This window comes from Bacteroidales bacterium (assembly GCA_041671145.1).
Lineage (GTDB): Bacteria > Bacteroidota > Bacteroidia > Bacteroidales > JAHJDW01 > JAQUPB01.
The window spans coordinates 14,181-33,719 of sequence record JBAZBZ010000037.1; the positions used below are offsets into that span (position 1 = coordinate 14,181).

The 19,539-nt window shown below is 30.7% G+C and carries 24 protein-coding genes; 7 read left to right on the plus strand and 17 right to left on the minus strand.

Annotation, left to right across the window (positions count from 1 at the left end; genetic code table 11):
• Positions 1–4: 4 nt before the first annotated feature.
• The 3 genes from WC223_10980 to WC223_10990 form a co-directional block, all read right to left on the minus strand.
• Entirely contained in the window at positions 5–1,447 is a 1,443-nt protein-coding gene (locus tag WC223_10980; GenBank protein MFA6924761.1) for a GspE/PulE family protein, read from the minus strand.
• Positions 1,447–1,980: a hypothetical protein gene (locus WC223_10985; GenBank protein MFA6924762.1), complete on the minus strand. Its 534-nt coding sequence runs from the start codon at positions 1,978–1,980 to the stop codon at positions 1,447–1,449. The genes WC223_10980 and WC223_10985 overlap by 1 nt, the downstream gene beginning before the upstream one ends.
• A 111-nt stretch (positions 1,981–2,091) precedes the next feature.
• Positions 2,092–2,502 carry a type II secretion system protein gene (locus tag WC223_10990; protein ID MFA6924763.1) on the minus strand — a complete coding sequence of 137 codons (411 nt, stop codon included), beginning with the start codon at positions 2,500–2,502 and terminating at the stop codon, positions 2,092–2,094.
• A gap of 590 nt (positions 2,503–3,092) precedes the next feature.
• Between WC223_10990 and WC223_10995 the strand changes: the two genes are divergently transcribed.
• The 3 genes from WC223_10995 to WC223_11005 all read left to right on the plus strand — a co-directional run bounded on the left by WC223_10995 (position 3,093) and on the right by WC223_11005 (position 6,505).
• The gene (locus WC223_10995) at positions 3,093–4,202 is read left to right on the plus strand and encodes a Fic/DOC family N-terminal domain-containing protein (protein ID MFA6924764.1); all 1,110 of its coding nucleotides are present in this window, start codon (positions 3,093–3,095) and stop codon (positions 4,200–4,202) included.
• A gap of 280 nt (positions 4,203–4,482) precedes the next feature.
• The gene (locus tag WC223_11000) at positions 4,483–5,031 is read left to right on the plus strand and encodes a hypothetical protein (protein ID MFA6924765.1); all 549 of its coding nucleotides are present in this window, start codon (positions 4,483–4,485) and stop codon (positions 5,029–5,031) included.
• A 211-nt stretch (positions 5,032–5,242) separates the two neighbouring features.
• On the plus strand, positions 5,243–6,505 hold the full coding sequence (locus tag WC223_11005; GenBank protein MFA6924766.1) for a DDE-type integrase/transposase/recombinase: 1,263 nt from the start codon (positions 5,243–5,245) through the stop codon (positions 6,503–6,505).
• Between the two features lie 234 nt (positions 6,506–6,739).
• On the opposite strand, the gene WC223_11010 is transcribed toward WC223_11005, so the two are convergent.
• From WC223_11010 to WC223_11045, 8 genes are all read right to left on the minus strand, one after another.
• The gene (locus WC223_11010) at positions 6,740–6,892 is read right to left on the minus strand and encodes a hypothetical protein (GenBank protein ID MFA6924767.1); all 153 of its coding nucleotides are present in this window, start codon (positions 6,890–6,892) and stop codon (positions 6,740–6,742) included.
• Between the two features lie 98 nt (positions 6,893–6,990).
• On the minus strand, positions 6,991–7,296 hold the full coding sequence (locus tag WC223_11015; GenBank protein ID MFA6924768.1) for a hypothetical protein: 306 nt from the start codon (positions 7,294–7,296) through the stop codon (positions 6,991–6,993).
• A gap of 4 nt (positions 7,297–7,300) precedes the next feature.
• Positions 7,301–8,167: an Rpn family recombination-promoting nuclease/putative transposase gene (locus WC223_11020; protein ID MFA6924769.1), complete on the minus strand. Its 867-nt coding sequence runs from the start codon at positions 8,165–8,167 to the stop codon at positions 7,301–7,303.
• 38 nt (positions 8,168–8,205) lie between these two features.
• Entirely contained in the window at positions 8,206–9,081 is an 876-nt protein-coding gene (locus WC223_11025; protein MFA6924770.1) for a site-specific integrase, read from the minus strand.
• Between the two features lie 11 nt (positions 9,082–9,092).
• A complete protein-coding gene (locus tag WC223_11030) occupies positions 9,093–10,055 on the minus strand; it encodes a tyrosine-type recombinase/integrase (GenBank protein MFA6924771.1) in 963 nt (320 codons plus the stop codon).
• A gap of 139 nt (positions 10,056–10,194) precedes the next feature.
• On the minus strand, positions 10,195–12,048 hold the full coding sequence (locus WC223_11035; GenBank protein MFA6924772.1) for an ATP-binding protein: 1,854 nt from the start codon (positions 12,046–12,048) through the stop codon (positions 10,195–10,197).
• The gene (locus WC223_11040) at positions 12,045–12,650 is read right to left on the minus strand and encodes a hypothetical protein (protein ID MFA6924773.1); all 606 of its coding nucleotides are present in this window, start codon (positions 12,648–12,650) and stop codon (positions 12,045–12,047) included. Before WC223_11040 ends, WC223_11035 begins: the two co-directional genes overlap by 4 nt.
• A gap of 102 nt (positions 12,651–12,752) precedes the next feature.
• Entirely contained in the window at positions 12,753–12,959 is a 207-nt protein-coding gene (locus WC223_11045) for a hypothetical protein (GenBank protein ID MFA6924774.1), read from the minus strand.
• Between the two features lie 255 nt (positions 12,960–13,214).
• On the opposite strand from WC223_11045, the gene WC223_11050 reads away from it, so the two are divergent.
• On the plus strand, positions 13,215–13,478 hold the full coding sequence (locus WC223_11050; protein ID MFA6924775.1) for a hypothetical protein: 264 nt from the start codon (positions 13,215–13,217) through the stop codon (positions 13,476–13,478).
• Positions 13,479–13,528: 50 nt separating this feature from the next.
• Here WC223_11050 and WC223_11055 read toward each other — a convergent pair whose 3' ends face one another.
• From WC223_11055 to WC223_11080, 6 genes are all read right to left on the minus strand, one after another.
• On the minus strand, positions 13,529–13,912 hold the full coding sequence (locus tag WC223_11055; protein MFA6924776.1) for a hypothetical protein: 384 nt from the start codon (positions 13,910–13,912) through the stop codon (positions 13,529–13,531).
• A 14-nt stretch (positions 13,913–13,926) separates the two neighbouring features.
• Positions 13,927–14,178: a hypothetical protein gene (locus WC223_11060; protein ID MFA6924777.1), complete on the minus strand. Its 252-nt coding sequence runs from the start codon at positions 14,176–14,178 to the stop codon at positions 13,927–13,929.
• A 324-nt stretch (positions 14,179–14,502) separates the two neighbouring features.
• Entirely contained in the window at positions 14,503–14,775 is a 273-nt protein-coding gene (locus tag WC223_11065) for a hypothetical protein (GenBank protein ID MFA6924778.1), read from the minus strand.
• A gap of 29 nt (positions 14,776–14,804) precedes the next feature.
• On the minus strand, positions 14,805–15,230 hold the full coding sequence (locus WC223_11070) for a hypothetical protein (GenBank protein ID MFA6924779.1): 426 nt from the start codon (positions 15,228–15,230) through the stop codon (positions 14,805–14,807).
• Between the two features lie 50 nt (positions 15,231–15,280).
• A complete protein-coding gene (locus WC223_11075) occupies positions 15,281–16,279 on the minus strand; it encodes a hypothetical protein (GenBank protein ID MFA6924780.1) in 999 nt (332 codons plus the stop codon).
• A 514-nt stretch (positions 16,280–16,793) separates the two neighbouring features.
• Positions 16,794–17,273 (minus strand): hypothetical protein, encoded by a 480-nt coding sequence (locus tag WC223_11080; protein MFA6924781.1) that lies wholly within the window; start codon positions 17,271–17,273, stop codon positions 16,794–16,796.
• Between the two features lie 319 nt (positions 17,274–17,592).
• Between WC223_11080 and WC223_11085 the strand changes: the two genes are divergently transcribed.
• The 3 genes from WC223_11085 to WC223_11095 form a co-directional block, all read left to right on the plus strand.
• Positions 17,593–18,534, plus strand: a complete 942-nt coding sequence (locus tag WC223_11085; protein ID MFA6924782.1) for a site-specific integrase — start codon at positions 17,593–17,595, stop codon at positions 18,532–18,534.
• A 504-nt stretch (positions 18,535–19,038) separates the two neighbouring features.
• On the plus strand, positions 19,039–19,230 hold the full coding sequence (locus tag WC223_11090; GenBank protein MFA6924783.1) for a hypothetical protein: 192 nt from the start codon (positions 19,039–19,041) through the stop codon (positions 19,228–19,230).
• Positions 19,231–19,260: 30 nt separating this feature from the next.
• The coding region (locus WC223_11095; GenBank protein ID MFA6924784.1) for a replication protein at positions 19,261–19,539 on the plus strand (279 nt) is incomplete at its 3' end.

A 19,539-nucleotide genomic window follows, 5' to 3' on the forward strand; every position in this document is an offset into this window, starting at 1 on the left:
TTTATTAATAATTACTACTCAATAAAATTGTATATATTTCATCAATCGTTGTTTCTCCTGTGGAAAGCAGTGTATATGCCTGCTCCGACAAACGCCTGATGTTTTTTTGCTTCAAATAATCCGAAACATCAAATGTTTCATTCTTTATATAATTCGATAATTCAAAATCAATTGGAATAACTTCATACACTGCTTTTCTGCCCTTATATCCGGTGTAATAGCAATGCTCACAGCCATCAGCAATAAAATGTTTTTTAATTTCAAACGGCGGCAAATAATGTTTCGGCAAAATAGATTTATTAAATTCCACTTCTTTTTTGCAATGCGGACATAACATTCTTACTAATCTTTGCGCAACAGTTAAATTAAGTGTATTAGCAAGCAAAAATGACGGAACGCCCATGTCAATCAACCGCGAAACAGTGCCCCATGCAGAATTTGTATGAACCGTTGACAAAACAAGATGTCCGGTTAAAGCAGCACGTATTGCCATTTGTGCGGTTTCACCATCACGTATTTCACCGAGCATGATTATGTCGGGGTCCTGTCTTAAAAAAGTTCGTAATGCACTTGCAAAATTTAGTCCTATTGCTTCTTTTAACTGTACCTGATTTATCCCTTCAAGTGTATATTCAATAGGGTCTTCAATAGTCAAAATATTTGTATGCTCTTTGTTCAATATTTTTAAAGTAGCATAAAGCGTAGTAGTTTTTCCCGAGCCGGTAGGTCCGCTTATCAAAACTATTCCATGCGATTTTTTAGTACCTTCAAGATAATCTGAAATTTGTTCCTGCGAAAAACCAAGTTGATTAATATCAACGTTTGTAGTGTCTTTACTCAACAATCGCAAAACAACTTTTTCTCCGTAAAGAGTTGGCAGCACCGAAACTCTTATATCAAACCGCTCCTTACCTGTATCGAAAAATATTCTGCCATCCTGAGGCAACCGTTTTTCGGCAATATCCATGTTTGCCTTGATTTTTATTTTATTAACCAAAGTAGGATATTCTAATTTATTTATAATATATCGTTCTATAAGTTTTCCATCAATTCTCAGTCGAACCCGCGATTTTTCCTCATACGATTCAATGTGAATATCGCTTGAATTAATCGCTTTTGCTTCTTCTATCAGCTTAAATAAAAAATCTTCTGCCTGATAATTTGCAAGATATGTTGCCTTACTTTTTTTATTTTGTGCAACCTTCCTGTAATAGCGAGAAAGTGTTTGCCGAATTACCTGTGAAGATGCGGGCTTTAAAACAATATTTTTCCCGAATAAAATCTCAAGTTCATCTTTTAACCCATTATTTTTTTCGTCTTCATCAATAAACAATTCAAATGTATTGTCCTTTATCAAGCTTGGAATGATTTTATAATGCCATGCCTGCTCAGGAGTAATAACCTGCTGCATTTCCGCTTCCAACTGTATGTATTCGGGTTCGCTCACTATATAGTATTAAAAATTAATTTCATAAAAAAAGTATCGTCAAACATTTTTGGATTGCCAAATATAGAATTGCTTACAAGCAATAAAATATAAAATACAGATAAAATTCCCGCTAAAGGAATATGTTTGCTTTTGTATTTCCTAAAAATATTAATGATTAAATGCAGGCAAATAGCAGCAATTAATGATAACACCATAAAAATTATAAAATTAAAAAGCGAAAATGCAGCACTTAATACTATCAGGAAAAGTATATCACCAGTGCCAATTTTCGCATCAATTATATTTGTAAGTTTTTTATTTTTTATAAAATAATATAAAGCAACTCCGCAAAACATAAATAAAACAATGCTTAAATTAATAAGAAAAATCAAAAAATAATCTTTATAATCAAGAGCTAATAATCCATTGGAAACAACAGTTGCAAACGCAAGCGGAAACAAAAACCACGATACCTGATTATTTTTGATATCCTGATATGCTATCATTATTAAAAACAAAAAAGTTAATATAATCATTAAAGTATTCAGCATATTTTTTTCTTTCGTTTCCTTAATCGGCTACAACGCATAAATAAAAAACTATTTCTCGCAAAGTAGCAAAGCACGCAGAGTTTAACTCGAATTATTTCAAACAAATCACATTTAATCTTTTGTGACTTCTTTAAGGTTTTTGTCCTGGTCAATTTCCCATGTATTAAACGTTCCATTGCCATTGAAATCTACAACGGCAGTTGCTTTCGCTTTAAAGCCCTTATTGCTTGCCTCAATAATTTCTATTTTATAATTTGCCGTACCTCCTTCGATTGATAGCTTTGCCTGCTCAAAATCTATTTCGTCAGTAGTGGCTGCATATTTGGAATGAAGGTAAAAATAGCTTTTCTCCATAGTATAAAGATGCTCTAACTGAAGCTGCGCCTCGGTACTCTTAGCTTTTGAAATAAGAGGCATAAGGTTCGGCAATGCCAAAAGCACCAAAATGCCTATTATTACTAATACTACCAACAACTCGGGTAGTGTGAATGCCTTAATTTTGTGGTTAAATATATTTTTCATATTGTTCAAGTATTGACTTATAAAGCAATATTATGAATATTTTTTATAAATAAAAAATTTTTAAAAAAAATAAAAATTACTGTTGAAATCAATGATAATTTGAAATATCTTGCATATTTTTATACCTAAATGTTATCATGATAAAATAATACTTTTTTTTGTGAATATCCACACTTGTTGCGGAATATCTACTAAAAAATTATTTTCTCTCAAGGATTTAAAATACCGAAACAGCACTTTTTATTTTTGCTCTTTGAAATGCAAGAAAGAATTTAAAAGTGTGTTCGGGTTAAGCTGATTTTGCCTGCTTTGCTTGTCAAACGTTTGTTTTAACGTTTAGACCTTTGGCATTGCTGTATTATCAGGTATTTAGTTTAGACGACAAAGCGTTTTGCACTGAAATTAGATGTTTCAGACGTTTATTTTTGACGTCAGAAAACGAATTGTCAAAAACAACGATATTTTGACAATTAGCTATTTATCTATCAAATTAAAATATTTTCACGAGACAAAATCAATAACAATAAATTTATGACAAAATATTTGTTATTTGTCATTTTTATATGTAATTTTGACAAAAACAAAATCATATGTCAAATATAATACCTTACGACAGAGAAAAACCATTTAACGATTTGCCATTGCTTCCTCCGTCTGATGATAATGTTATTACTATTGAAATTCTACAAGCCCTTAATAAAGCAAATAAAGCATTAGCCGAATTAAAAGGTATTGCAAAGAAATTACCAAATCAGTCAATGCTTGTTAATACGATTGCTCTGAGAGAGGCAAAAGCTAGTACGGAAATTGAAAATATTTTTACTACTGACGATGATTTATACAAAGCATTATCTATAAGCGAAATTAGTTTAAAAGGAAATTCAAAAGAGGTTTTGCATTATCGTGAAGCCATGTGGGAAGGATTCAATGCTATCAATGAACAGAATAAATGTACTGTTGATTTGCTTATAAAAATATATAGGAAAATCAAACAAGTTAATGACGGAATAAGACCATCTCAAACTGAAACTGTTATAAAGAAAAGAGGAAGTGGTTTGCTTGAAGGAAATATTGTTTATACTCCGCCAAGAGGAGAAAAGATTATTGAGCAAAAATTAGAAAATTTAATTGAGTATATAAATAATTCCGAACATGACCCTTTAATAAAATTAGCTGTTGCTCATTATCAGTTTGAAGCTATTCACCCATTCAGAGACGGTAATGGAAGAACAGGAAGAATACTTAATATTTTAATGATGGTGCAAAGTAAACTATTAGAAGTTCCAATACTATACTTGAGTGCTTACATAATTAAAAATAAAGATGAGTATTATAATTTACTAAACAAAGTTACAACTCTTAGAAATTGGAATGACTGGATTATATACATGCTAACCGCAATAGAGCAAACATCTATTTACACAATTAATAAAATTAACGAAATTGACCGATTAATAACAAGAACAAATGAACTTGTTGCCAGTAAATTTCCACATATAAATAAAGAAGTAGTTGAAAAAATATTTGAGCAACCTTATATTCGCCCTAAGAGTTTGTTAGATAAAAAGATAAGAAGCTTAAATACTGCTAAAAAATACTTAACCCAATTGGAAGAAATAGGAATACTTATTAATAAAAAAATCGGAAAGGAAATTGTTTATCTTAATATTGATTTATTTAATCTCCTTTCCGAAACGTAATATTTTATTCTTTGGTTCTATTTTAGGCACTTTCCATCAGTCAGGAAGCATTGTTGAACTTCTAAATTCCCATTTTTCGTTCCAAATATCCGAATCTATTATTGGGGGGGATTGAGGACTGAAAATAAATATCCTAAATTTCTTGAAAAATATATATTTTTGTCTTTTTATTTTTTAAATTTGAGAGAAAATGCAAATAGAATTGCGGTGTACACAAAATAAGACAGGTCAATAATTTATATGTTTATAATTGGAATCTTATCAAATAATATTTAGCAATATGGGACAATTTTTATCAATAGGAATCTGCAATCAAATTTCTGTGAATCGAAAAGAAATTAAAAAACAAGGATTTAAATTGACTGATGTTGAAAACGAACTCAACAAAAAATTTAACTTGAGCGTATATGTGTTTAATGAAACAGACAGTGATTATTTGACTTGGAATATCAACAAAAGCATTTTTAAACAAGAGACACATAGATTTTTATCCAAAATATATCAGGAATATGGTGAAGTAAATAAAGCAATTGAAGAATTGTTAAAAGAAATTAATAATTTGGAAACTGCTGAAGAACTTTTTAATCTTGCCGAAAGTAAAAGACACGAAAATTTTCAATTAGACGAATATTGTTCATTTGACTATATTAAATTAGGGGCATTTGAAAAAACACAGAGAATAAATACCACTTATATTGGTTTATTTTTTGCAGGAAAAATATCTATGGAATGCTATGGTCAAATGTTTTCTTTTTTCAGAAAAACAATTAGACAAGTTTATTCTGAATTCAAATTATCAGGTGCTTTAAATGTTTATATTACTGGATAGAATTTAACTAAAAAACCACAGTCCTTAATCGAGTGGATGGCTTCGCCAGTAAACATTAGCGAAGTGCACCTCTCACGCTACTGTATACTTCGACTTCGCTCAGTGTAAACAATTCTATTTAATTGCAAATTCTTTACTTATTCAGCTTCAATAATATGCTTACAACTTTTTCAGATACTTTACGTTCAAAAGCAAATTTAGCTCTCTTTTTATGTATTCTTCTAATTCACATGAAATTAAACTCAAAGGTTCTTACGATACTCTATATGCTTATTTGTATTCACAAGGTGTAAGAGGAAAGCAATATGATGATGTACCTTCTTCTACTTTGTTTGATTTTAAAAATCGTAATTATGATTCTATTATTGGTTTTTCCGAAACCATTGCTTATTCGCAAATGGCTTTAATGGTTGAGCAAAATAAAGAACTTAAAAAAATTATTTTTTCGCTTTTAAAATTATTTTGTATTTACAGAAATATTATTGCATCGCTTCCCGGCAGAAACTATTTCCTTTTCAGGGCTAAAGACCAAATAATTTCATGTTTACAGTGTTGGGAGAAACAATTTACAATTAATGGTATTGCAAAACTTTTAGATATAAAACCACAACATTATACGAATTGGAAGAAAGGTTATTTCTGCAAATTCTCTCCTGTTTCGTTTTGCCGAAAGAAAGTTTCAGGTCAGCTTTCTTTGCGTGAACTGGGTCTTATTAAAAATTTTGTCTTAAACAAAGTTTATGAAAAATGGAGCTTGTCTTCAATATACTATAAAATGATTCGGCATAGCGAAAGGTATTTTTCTAAATCAACATTTTACAAATATGTAAATTTAATGGGTTTACGACAAAAGAAAATAAAAGCCATTAAATCGAAAAAAGGTATCAGGGCTGTTAAGCCATTGCAAATTCTTCACATGGATATTTCTGAGTATTGGATTACAGATAATATCAAAGCTTATTTTCATATCATTATTGATAATTTTTCACGAAAAATTCTTGGGATAAAAGTAGCAGATAGAAAATCCGCCAGTTTAGCTTTAGAAAATTTAAAAGAAGTATATCAAGGTTTTAATTTGAATAAACATGATGAAATAATATTGATGATTAACGATAGTGGTAGTGAAAACAAATCCATAACAAAAGAATACATCGAATCCCTTAAAAATATGAAGCAGGAATTTACAAACCGAAGTAAGCGTGAATTTTCAAATAATCTGATTGAAGCGGCTATAAAAAAATTGAAACAATGCTATATATATACCGAAGAGTATAATGGATTTGATGATTTTGAATCTCAAACATATTTTGCCACAAATGACTATAATGAAGAAATGACGCTTGAAGCATGTGGTGGAAGAACACCTGATGAAGCATTTAATGACGTTAATCCATTTCCCGATAAGCTCAGTGTTTTAATACAAAAAGCTAAATCATTAAGAATTATTGAAAACAAATATGGCGAATGTTGGTAATAGCCACAATTCAGAACGCACACAGACATTACCAAAAATAAAAAAACAACAATACAAAGTATATCAAAACCGATATCAACAACCAGTTTGAATAATATTTAAACAAACCATTTGAAATAGCCAGTTTTAGTGGTGTTTAAATTTTAAAAAATATTCAAAAAAAATGGGAGTTTTATCGAACTCCCATTTTTACTGCATTTTCCGAATATCCGGAACTTTTCTATATAAACTCCTTTATACGCTGAAAGCAAGAGCAGGGAAGTCAACTGCCATTTTTCGATTGTCCTGAAGTAGCGATTGGATGTTGCCGTGTATGTCGTAGCTGTAATGTCCTGTGAATCCTACAGGAAAACTTGCTTTTATTTCTGAATGGATTTGCGTAATCATTAAAAAAAGTTGAATTTTAACGAAAACAAATATAGAAAGAGAATTCCCGAATTTGCAATAAAATTCGGGAAAATTTAAAATTTTATTTTTAAAAAATATTATAATTTTTCAATTTGTTCTTCTGATAGTTTTGTATATTTAACAATAATATCTATATCCGTACCTATTTTTTTCATGTTTTTTGCAACTTTTTCACTTCCTATTCTAGCTCCTTCTTCATATGCATAATCAATACAATTTTTAAAATCACGAATTCTCCATAATTCATGATTATAAAGTTCAGTATTTGTATCCTTCAATTCTTCAATTCTCGCAAAAATCTGGTTAAAAATATCCATATTTAAACGTTCTCCGGGTTTTCTATTAAAAAACCCATCTAACTTTTTATCTATCCATGGATCCATAGTTTTACTTACTTGATTTTATTTCTTTAATAAGAGCTTCTATTTGAGACATTGGTAATTTGGTATATCTTGCAATTTTTTCAATTGGCTCGTTGTCTAATATCATTTCCTTTGCCATTTCTTCCTTTTCTTCTACTTTTGCATCTCGTATAGCTGTATCAACAATATTTGTAAAATCTCTGAAGTATTTTAAACTGTCTTCGTACTCTTGTCTTTCCTGCACAGTAAATTTTGCTATTTCAGCAGTTTTAAAAAGTTTTTCAAAAACTCTTTCTTGTAATGCTTTAGGTCTATCTTGTAGATTTTGCAAGTGTCTTAATACATATAACCATTTATCAAATTGAGTTTTTAATTCATTTTCTCCTTTGGTAAATTTAGGTAATTCCAAATAAATATATGTAAGTTTGTCATAAAATACTGTGTTTTTTTCAATGTCAGACAATTTTATTTTATGCATCAATTTATCCGGCTCATTCTTGTGATCCTCAAATATAAAATTGAGTATTCCTATTGTATAAACAGCCTTTAGTTCAAAATTCCATTTTCCTTGTTTTGCTTGTTCTTGAATAGGAAATGTAGAGTAATAAACACTTCTGTCTTTAAAAAAATCCTGTTTTGCCTTTTGTATTTCAACTATAAATTTTTCTCCTTTTTCATTTTCACAATATAAATCGAATATACCTTTTCTCGCAGTATCATTCGAGCCAAGATGTTCGTTCTTTAAATATGTAAGGTCTTTGATTTGTTGTTCGCCAATTAATAAATTGTTAAGGAAGTCAATTAATAAATCCTTATTAACTTCTTCACCGAATAACTTCTTAAAGCCAAAGTCAGTAAACGGGTTTAAGTATCTTTCTGTTATTTCTGACATAAATAATTAATTTTCTGCAAATATACAAAATTTTCATCTTATCCCATTGGATGAAACTTTTTTAATATTTCTCTCTGTTCTTCAATAGAAGTTTGGCGATAACGCAATGTTGATGAAATCCACCTGTGTCCAGCCAATAACTGCGCCTGTTCCAATGGTATTTTTCTGTCATTTACCCAATATGATATTACACTGTCCCGAATACTTTTTGTTGTCAGATTCCTGTCGGGGAAACAAGGTTTAAGTGTTTCAATCAAATATCCGATTCCGTCCGCTCCTTCATAATTCTTGCCCCGAAAATTCAGGATTAAATAATCATTTTCTTTTCCTTTTCGCAATAATTTTTTTCGTGTTTTATAAATGTATTCATCTAATAAGCGGTATTGTTTCGGTTGTAATTCAAGATGACGTGCAATAAGCTCTCTGCCCCCTTTTGCATAAATCGTTCCTTTTTCCAAATCAATATGCTTTGTTTTTATTGCGATTATTTCACTTGGTAATAATGCCTGATATATCAACAGCGACATTATTACTTTGTGCGTTTCTTCCATTTTTATAAATCTTTCTTCTCTTTCCATCAATGTTTCCAGTTCTGCCATTGTAAATAAATCCGTGAATATTATGCCTTTTTTTCTTATTCCTTTTATGTTTAATGTCCTGCAAGGATGGTCTTCTCTTATGCCTTCTTCAACCAAGTAATCGTAATACTTTTTTATTGCTGTGAGTTTTGCTTGTTTCGTGGCTTTGCTTATCTGATGTTTACTTATTTCCGCCATATAGTTTAAAATATCCTGATAGTTGTAAGCATTCGCTTTCGGATTGCTTAATAAAAAATTTTCCGTAATACAGCGGTATGCTTTTTTCGTTTCTTTTGAAAAAAACTTTTTTTCTAAATATTTTTCAAATGATGTCATAGCTTTTTTATTTATTCTTCTTTTATATTTTTATTTTGTTGCTGTTCTCTGTGAACTGCTTCAAGTATTATTTGTTTTTGTTTTCTTCTTTTGCTGTATATGTGTGTTGTGTCAAGCATTTCATGTCCTAAAAATTTCTGCACGAATTCTATTGATGCTCCGTTATCGAGCAGGTGGGTTGCGATACTGTGTCGCAAGCAATGAAGCGTAATATCTTTTGTTTGCAATTCGGGATTTTTTGTTTTTTTTACCAGTGCTTTTACTATCGTGTTTAAATCCTGTGCATATATTCGGTATCCTCTTTTACTCAGCAGAAATGCTGAATTTATTTTTATTTTTGTTTCTTGTAGTTTTATATTTCTTTCATAAAACAGATAATTTTTTAAGTCCGTTAATACTTTTTCCGATATGGGTACGGCTCTTGTTTTTCCCAATTTTCCACATCGCACCGTGAGCATTCCTTTGTGAAAATCAATATCTGATGTATTGAGTTTTGCAATTTCACTTCTTCTTAATCCACAGCCATAAGCAAGTCCGAGTATCGCTTTTTCAAGCATTGTTTTTGCTTCGGAGTATATTTGTTTTATTTCTTCTATGGTGGCAATATTTCTTTCTTGGTATTTAACTATGCCGAATTTCGGAAGTCGTGCCGGTGTTGCATTTATTTGTGCGGTATCAAGTAAGTTGTCAAAAAATATTCTCAATAAATATATGTGCCTCCTTACTGATGAATCGCTTAATCCTCCTTCTCGTCTTTGGTTCGGGCGTTCTGAAAGATATTCATGGTAAGCGAATATATCGGTTGCTTTTACTTCTCTGATGGTGTTTACTCCTCTTGTTTCTATAAAAAATAAAAACTCCCTGATGTTAGTTGCCATATGGTTTGCTCCTGCATAGCTTTTTGTCTTTACCATTTGTGAAAATTCTTTGTAAAGATTTTCAAACTGCGGATTATATAATGGTAAATGTTTCATAATTCAATTTGAAAGTATTTTTGTTTATTATGTTTTATTACGTTCTGCTTCCTCTATATACATACTCCTGAACCGATGGAACGCTACGGGGCTTTTGCTTGCTGTTTGCGGTTTGTAGTGGTTCATCCGTTCTGAACCGCTACGAACCAACAGTCGTATTATTCTTTATTAACTGCTCAAGTTGTTTATTCAGCTCGTCTTTTATTTTTGTTCTTATTTTTTCCATATCGTCAAAAAATATTATTTTGTATTTAAAGCCCTTGTTTGCATATCCACCTGTTTTCTGTATGTATTCAAGCATTTCCAAATCTTCCATATTCCTGAAGCACGTTCCTTTGCTCAGGTTTAATGCAAGTCGGATTTCTCTTTGTGTAAATTGGTATTCCGATAATTTTCCGTTTCCGATTTTCTTTATATATTCTTTGAGTTTGTCAAAAAACTGTCTAAGGGAAGAATCCAAATCATCTACTTTTAGCATTATCGCATCAAATAAAATTTCGCAAGCCATTTTCAAATCTTCGGGTTCTGATATTAGTCGGTTCTTGTCGTCTCTTCTTCTTTGATACTGATGTAATATCGTTAATTGTTTTATGAATGCTTGATAATGGTTGTTTAATCTTCGGAGCATTTTTGCTTCTGTCGGAAGTTTTATTTTATCTGCATAAGGATTTACAACTTCATAAGATTTAATGCACCTGATACAGTTCTGAAGGAATACTTTTGCTTTTCTTTCCTGTGATTCTTCAATAATTCCTGATAATATTTTGTTTTGGTATTCTATTATTTTTTGTGTTTGTTCTTCGCTTTCGTCAACTCCTATTATTATTGAACGACTCATACTATCGTAATATATTTCTGCTTTTGTTGTTGCCAATAGGGAAGCGAAGTGACTTTTTACAACTTTAACTGCCGACACTAAATTTCCTGTTTGGTCTTTATATATTGTAGAACTGCTTATTATTCCTGCACTTTGTAATTCTCTGAAAGCGTATTGAGCTTCTTCGTCCAAGCCGTCATAGTCTTGTATCAGCATTAATTTATCAACAAGTTCCTCTCTTGTGTAATGATAAAATGATTTGCTCGTCACTCTTGTCATTGACATTACATCTTCGGGAGGGAAGCATTCGCCGATTGTATTTATTAAATGGCTTTTGCCTGATCCGCTTGTGCCTTGTATTAAAGAATGCAAAGGGTAATTCATTTTATATGTTGAAGCAATTATAAATAAAAGCTTTCTTGTGTTTTCTTCTCCCACCACTCCTGCCTGTTCAATCAGCTTGTCTATGTTGCTTATTAAATTGGGGCTTTTAAGAAATTCAATTATTTGTTTTTCTTTTTCGGGTGATATCTGCAAATAATTTCGCTTTATTTTGTATTCATTTTTTATTTGCTCAAGTTGTTGTTCTCTGTATTTTTCAAGCTCATCAGCAAGTTGCAACAACTCGGTTTCAACTTGTTCGTGGTTTTGATAAAAAATATTTGATAGCTGTTCTGCAAGGAATCTTATGCTTTCTCGTTCATACAAATCAATTTTTGTTCTTTCTTTTCTGCCTGTTGTTTTTTCTTCAATTATTAAGGTTATCCGAAGTGTGCTTAAATCCATCGGTAGCGAGCCGAGAACGAAATAATTATTTAATTCATTTCTTAACAATAATTTTCCGTTATATATAAATTCAATAAATAACTTTTTATTTTCAATTGTTTCCGATTCTGTATCTGTTGTGTCTGTCGCTTGTTCTGTGCTTGGTGTTATTATTTCTTCTTGCTTAATTTCCGCAATTATAATTTCTTCTTTGGTCGGAGTTTCAATTGTTGGTAGCGAAGTATCGGCTATTTCTGTATATTCAATATCTACAGTATCGTTTAACTTTTCTTTGACTGCTTCACTGCCTTTAGCAATAAAGATTTCGTGCAATGTTTCATCTTCGAGACATACTCGTTTTATTGGTATGTTTCCGATTATGGCTCTCAGGTCTTTTATTTCTGTTTTCATATTACTTTATTTTTAGTAATAAAAATTATTTCTTTTAATTGTTCTAATCTTGATATAGCTTTAAGGTGTTGCTGTTTAAGTTCTTCGTCAAACAATGAAATAACGGCTTCGTTTTCTTTTAGTATTTTTGCTTCAAGTATTGTAGCTGTTTCTGTTATTGTTGGGGCGATATACAGCTTTTCTGTTGCTATACTCGGATACATTGGATATATTCCGTCATTATTTAAATATTCGGTTTTGCCATATTCTATTGATATTGCAAAAAAGTTTACCACTTCGTTTTTTTTATTTTTCAATGGAAATATTATTGAGTAGTTTCCGAATATTTTATATGCTAATTCTCCTGTCTTTGACTTTCCGTTAGTTTTTTTGATAAACCCGATACTTTCTAATTCGTCTTTGAATGATTGTTCTTTGCGGTGGTGTATTTGTCCTGAGTTAAATCCCGCTCCTGTTGTTTCAATGGTAAACTTTCTTTTACTAAGCCATTCTTTTGGTATTTGTGCATTGCCGTTTTTAATGCCTGTAATCAAACTTTTATAAAGTCTTCCGATTATTGCTGTCTTGTCGGCTGTGTTTGCTGTTATTTCTGTATTTTCCATTTGTTTAAGTTTTAAAACCATTGCTTTGAAATTGCCATAACGAGCAATTGGCAAGGGTTTGCGTTTTTAACAACCAAACTTAGACACATTTTTTTAGAACACCTAATCTTTTTTGCTTTGTGTTGCACTATTTACAATAGTTTGCGAGATAATGTTATCAACTTCTTTTTCTTTTGACCTATCATGAACTATTACAGTAAATAGCGGTTGTCCTGTCTTTGGACTCTTTATAGTTATTGAACCTTTTTCATACAATTCTTTTAAGAATTTTGCTTCCTTTAAAGTTAGCATTCGTTTTTTTGCTTTCATTTTGTTTAGTTTTAGTTTTTATAAAAAGAATTATTTTATATTTAGGAAAACGCAGATAGGTATCAAGAAAGGACATTGAAAAGATGAGAAAAAAATATTTTTAAAATCATGTCCGATTTTTAAAAATAATTCGTCTTATATCACAGAAGATTTTTTTAACCCAAATAAAAAAAGTTCAGGCAAATTGTATAGTTGACAATTAATGTGGCATATAGTAATATGTTGAAAGTTTAACAGTTCCTAAAACAAACAATTATGAGTGCCGATAATAAGAAAGGTAGAACGAAAACTTTTACAAAAGAAGAAGAAAAACAATTTGCAAATAACATTAGATGTGAGTTAGCGTTGGAAATAATGAGTATTCCAGATGAAAGTTTTAATAAAAAAGAATTCACAGAAAAGCCAAATATGTCTGACAGAAAGTTTGCAGATGATTTTGCTTGGGTGCTAAAACTAATTGATGTTGATAAGGTAGTCAAAAAATCTCGTGCAAAAGTATTGCGTTCTCGTAAAAAATAATCTTTAATTTTTAAAGATTTGTTAAGCCACATGAAAGTGTGGCTTTTGTTTTATACAAAAAAGAATGGATCAGAAGTAAAAAAGTTATCTCCGTTAATTTCCTTTTCTATTTGTTCATAAAACTCATTATCAAATTTCTCTAAATATTCCTCCAAGCGATACCTGTCAGCATTCATATTTTCTAATAATGGCATATCGCTCAAAGTTGCTGTTTGGAAAAAATGCTTGGACTCTTTTGATATAAATGAGGGTTCTTTGTTGGTTTTACCGTCTATATTCTTGAAATAACAAAATGTGCTATAAAAATACAAAATATATTCGCCTTTATTAATTGGACTAACATAAGAAAATACTTTTTTAGTTTCATTGTATCGCTTTGTATTAATCCATTTTTCTAAAACTCCTTTAATAATCTTTAATGCTTCTTCTTTCATAAAGTATATTTTATTTATAAAGTAATTTTATCTATTTCCGTCTTGATTTCATATGCTTTTTTTCTGAAATTATTAATTATTTTTGTTTTCATAAAAGGGTCTTTCTCGTATTCCCTGCAAGCAATTTCAAAACCTTTAATTTCATTTTCTCTATTCAATAAATGTCCTCTTGTATAGGTATCAAATTTGGGATTCTTTTTTAATTCCAATTCCTTTGATAACAAATATTCTTTTAATTCAGCAACTAAATTATCTAATTCTTTCATTTTATAAACTATTTATATAGGAACAAATTTAGCTAAATTTCCAAATAAATCAAAATTTATTTCGGGGGTCTGGGGGTTTACCACCAGCAAGATAGCGTGTCGTCGAGATGAGTAGTCCGACGACACGCTATCTTGCTAATACGATGCAGATGATTAAAATTATTATTTCAGAGCAGGGGATTGAACTTTCTTATTCATGATTTTTCTTTTCTTTCAAAGCGGATTTTGAACTGTGGACAGTCCACTTTTCGCAAAAAGTATTGAAACAAAAAAGCCGATAAAATTCGGCTTTTTATTCAAATTATGGAATTTAGTTTTCGGTATTTACTTTTTTTCTTCCGATTCGGTTTCATTATTATTTTTATGCAAATCTTTATTTTCAAATATCCCCGATAATAAAACACCGCCTCCTATCAAGAATATTATGCCCGCTCCTAATGCGACATTCTTTCTTCTTGTGTCTTCTTCTTCACTCGAAAATACTATTCCTGTACCTGTATTTTCGTACGTCTTTTTAGTAAATTTTACTGACTGGGAAATGATTATAAATGCAATTCCTATAATCATTACTATAAAACCAATTTGTTTAGTTTTCATCTTTTTTATTTTTAAATGTGTTAAACAATTTATTCTTCGGATTTCGGCTTATCGCCAAACAATTCCTTCTTTGTCTTTGCTAAATATGCAGAAAAAATAAATCCCAAAATACTCAGATAAGCTCCTGCCTTTAGTCTAACCACTCCTTCTGTATCCATAATATTATTAGATGATTTCATCTGTACTTTTGAGAATAAATATGCAAAAAACAAAAACACAATTCCGCAAATGGCACTGTTAAAAATTTTAATATTATTCCTATAATAAATAATCAATACTGCACAAATTACAGATAGGACGGATAATATTCTCACGCCCGCATTAATTCCTAAATTTTTATCGGTAATTATATCTGCACCATTTACATTGTATCCGCCACATCCCGCTACGGGAAAAAACAGGAAGCTGATAATTATGAAAGCTCCTGTTAATTTAATGATTTGATTATTTTTCATCTGTTATGTTTTTTTGTTAATAAATTTATTATAATTAGTTTTTGATTGAATTAAAATCTAAAACTTATTCCGCCATTTACGATAAAATCGCTACCGTAAGCTATTTCAGCATGAACGCCTACATTTTTTACAAAGAAATATCGCACTCCGATAAGTCCTGCATAAAAGAAACCGCCTGACACTCCGTTTGAACCTCCTGCCATTACTCCGTAATGCAAATCAAACGATTCAGATATATTAGTGTGGAAACACGCTCTGCCTGCAATAATTCTAATTTTTTCATACATCCATAATCCCTCGTGTTTTGTTTTTGAGTAAAAGACACCCACGCTAAAATTGTTGAATTTATGCTCATATTTAAGCTGTAATCCACTACCATATTCAATTGCGTAGGAATATCCAAAATCAAAAATATTGTTCCCTTTGCCATTTTGAATAGAGGATTTGTTTTGCTGGTTTTGTATGCTTCCACTTCCTTCACTGCCATCCCCATCAACTCCGAAAGCAAACATTACACTTGTGTTTTGCGAACCTAATGAAAATGCATATTCTCCGGGCTGTAAATTTGTTAATGTTATTAAGTAGGAAGATTTCCCATACTTTTCGGCTTTAAACTCAATAAATGAAATATCACCAGCACTTGAACCTTTGAATGTTTCCACTGATCCTATTTCAAGTTTTCTTTGGTTTTTCGCTTGCTGAAGTTTGAAAACCTGAATAACGCTTTTTGGATTTACTTCATTTGAACTTGATTTGTAAATAAACTGAAGAGTTGATTTTTTCCTGATTCTCACAGGAGAGCTACTGCCTTTTAAATTATATGTAGCCGTCACTTTGCCCATTCCCATTACATACATTGAAGCGTTAGCTTTGCCTTTAACAGACGCTTGCTGTCTTTCAAGAGAAAGACCTTTTCCGACACTATCGTTAACATAAACAATGTCGCCGTCCCATTCAGGTTCGCTAATTTTCACTTTTTGAGCTATTGTTTGCGAGAATGAGAAAATCGCAAAAACTAATGCCCACAATTTCATTAAAACATTTCTCATAATTTTTTAAGTTTAGTTTTTCCGCATCCAGTCCTGATGAAGAAGTTTATAAATGCAAAAAGCGCGGACTGAAACCTTATCTGCTATTGAGGTACTGAGATACCTATACACACAAACAAGTACAGCCCACGCTTTTAGCGTGAGCGTTATACTTATTTACCCTTGTGTGTATTAAAAGTTCTCAGTTTTCAATAGCAAGAATAAAAGCTAACGCTTATATTTTTAATAAATTAAAGAACGTAAAAACATCACAAACTTACACGTTTTTTTTCAAACATCAACAAAAAATCAAAAATTATTCCATATTTGTCTTTACTCAAATACTGTGAAAATAAAGACATATGTAATTTTAAATAAAAGACCAAGCATTAATTGTGGATAATGTTTGCTTATAATAATAAATATGCTATTATTTAAATGTGCTTGTGGGGCGTCAGCCCTATTCGGCTAATACATAAGCTGAAGGCAGGCATAACAAAGAAACCGCAATTTTGTGCGGTTTTTTTGTTTCTATTTAATCTTCATCAGGATTGCCTTTCATTGTGCTAAATAATTTTATATCCCTGTATTTATTGGTAACCCACGCAGGTATAACACTCCAAAACTGAATGTTTCCATTATCTCCAACTTTTCTTAAAATTACTTTTATCTTTCTGTTTTCAATTATAGCTATAATACCCCAATACCTGACTGGCTTAGTTTTCTTAATTCTTTTCTTATAACTTTTTATTTCAAATTCTTTTAATGTTTCTTCAAATTCCTGATAGGTTGTTGATTTTTCTATAAGTTTTTTCGCAAGAGAAATTAACTTAAATCGCAACATCTGAGATGGCTTCTCTCTTTCTGATCTATGTTTCTTAAATATTATATGATTAAACCCTTCTGAATTAAAATAAACACATTCGTTTAATGCAGGGGATTGAATCCCCCTCATTTCATTATAAAATTTATGTGTGTCTTCTTTTAATTTTTCATAATTTGATAAATCATTCATTAAAAAAGTATAATATTTTCATTTCTTTTAATCAATATGCAAAAGCAAAATCTGAAATTAATTACATAAAAATATTTTTTCCACTTGACAATAAAATAGGGAAGCACATATACTTTAGTTGTCGTATTAAAAACTTAATATAAAAAACCGTTGCCCGAAAGGGTCACACTGATATAAAAATATCGGAGTTGAGACAAACAACGAGGCTGAACTGCATATTTGTAAGGTGTTTTACATTTTTATTTTAAAATGTTAACTTACACATAAGCACAAGTTTAAAACCCCGCCTGATTTGTCTCGGACGGGGTCTTGTGCTTTTATGGATAAAAAAATTGAAGATTATTTGGACTGGAAGGGGATTCATTCCCCAAAAGCGAGCATTACATATAAAGGTTGGCTTTTGAAGTTTGTTAATGTTTGCGGTAGTAAGCCAATTGAAGAATACAGAATAATGGATATAGTTAATTATCAGAAATGGGTAAAAACACATCACAGTTCTTACAGCTTGGAATATGCAACTGTCATTATTAAAAACTTTTTTAAATTTTATAAGGATCAAGATTACCGATGTATTGCACCATCACTGATAAAAAGAAAAAAAGGTCACGCAAAATCACACAGGGCAATTAAGGAAGAAGAATTTGAAAAAATGATTTCAATAATTCCGGATAATGATTTTTGGAATCTCAGAGATTTAGTTGTTGTCCGAATGTTATGGGACACAGGAGTTCGTGTTTCGGAGTTAACTGATTTAAATGTATCTCAAATTGATGTTAATAATTTGTCTGCTGTTATTTCAACAAAGAAAACAGCAAATAAAAGAATTATTGTCTGGTCTGAGAATACACATCAAATACTAATTAAATATTTAACTATGCGATTAGAACTTCCTAATAACAATAGTGCTTTAGCATTGTTCGTGGGCAAAGTAAACAATAATGCCAGTAGTTATAATCCAAGATTAACAACAAGAAGCGTAGAGAGAATAGTAAAATATTATTCTAATAAAGCAGGAATTGTAGAACGTATTACGCCTCACAGTTTTCGTCATGGTTGGGCTCATAAGAGGCGAGATATGAACGCTCCGCTTTCATTTATTCAAAGGGGATTGGGACACATGAATCCAATATCAACATTTATTTACGAGCAATACTCTGATGTTGATTTTGAAAGAAATGCTAAAGCATATCACAGCTTTAAACAGCCACAACTTAAAAAGATTTCAAACCCCACATACTTTATACAAGCACAAACAGCTTAATTCTAAAGGTTTTTTGAAAATATAATTATTCACAGTTGCATTTATTGCATAAGTTTTTTGCCTATGTTAAACTCAAACCAACGAAGCGATATGTTCATTTAGAATTTAATTTGAATGTTATTTTTTTGTTGCTACTACTTTAGCAAACATCTATTACAATGCAGGGGATTGATATTTTCAATCCTAAAACTAAATAATTCCATGTCGCACAATATGGGTTATACGATTTAAAGTAAAGCAATAAAATAAAAACATTCAATAAAAAGTTGGATGTTTTTTGTTTTGTGCATAGTGTCCTGTGGGGTATCAGTAAAGAACATAAAAAAAGAAAAATGTTTTTTATTGGTATTGCCCGCAAGGGTCTTTCCGCTTATATCGGAAATGAGACAAACAATACTAATAATCAGAAGTTATTTTCAGAAAATTCCGCTCCATAGAACACTGTGTATAAAACAAAAACATCTTGGTCGTATTTTATTAAGAATATTGTAAATAAAAACAATCATGATATTTGATATTTGTTCAAAAAGAATTTACGAAAAAGACGGAGTAAAAAAAATAAAATTCCATAAGGCAGGAATTATGAAGACCACAAACGATGGACATTCATATATTCGTTTTTTTCATCAACCCGATGTAGATTTTTATGTCTTTGAGAAAACCCCTCCTATTCCGATTATTTCAGCAGAAGATTAAACCTTTATTAAAATTAATTTTAAAAATTTTATGCAGATTAAAACTACACCTGTTCCAAACGTGGTGTTGGATAGTTATTTGAAGAATTTTAAAATTGCTGAATTAAAAGTATTGTTGGTAATTATTCGGCAAACTCTCGGATGGGAGGATAAAAAAACAAAATCCGAAAGAAAAGAGATTGACTGGATTTCAAGCAGTCAACTTTATTTGAAAACTGGTAGCTCCAAAAGAGCCATCAATGAAGCGATTCAATCGCTTGTTAAGAAAAATCTTATTGCTGTTTTTTCTCAAAATGGCGAATTGCTTGAC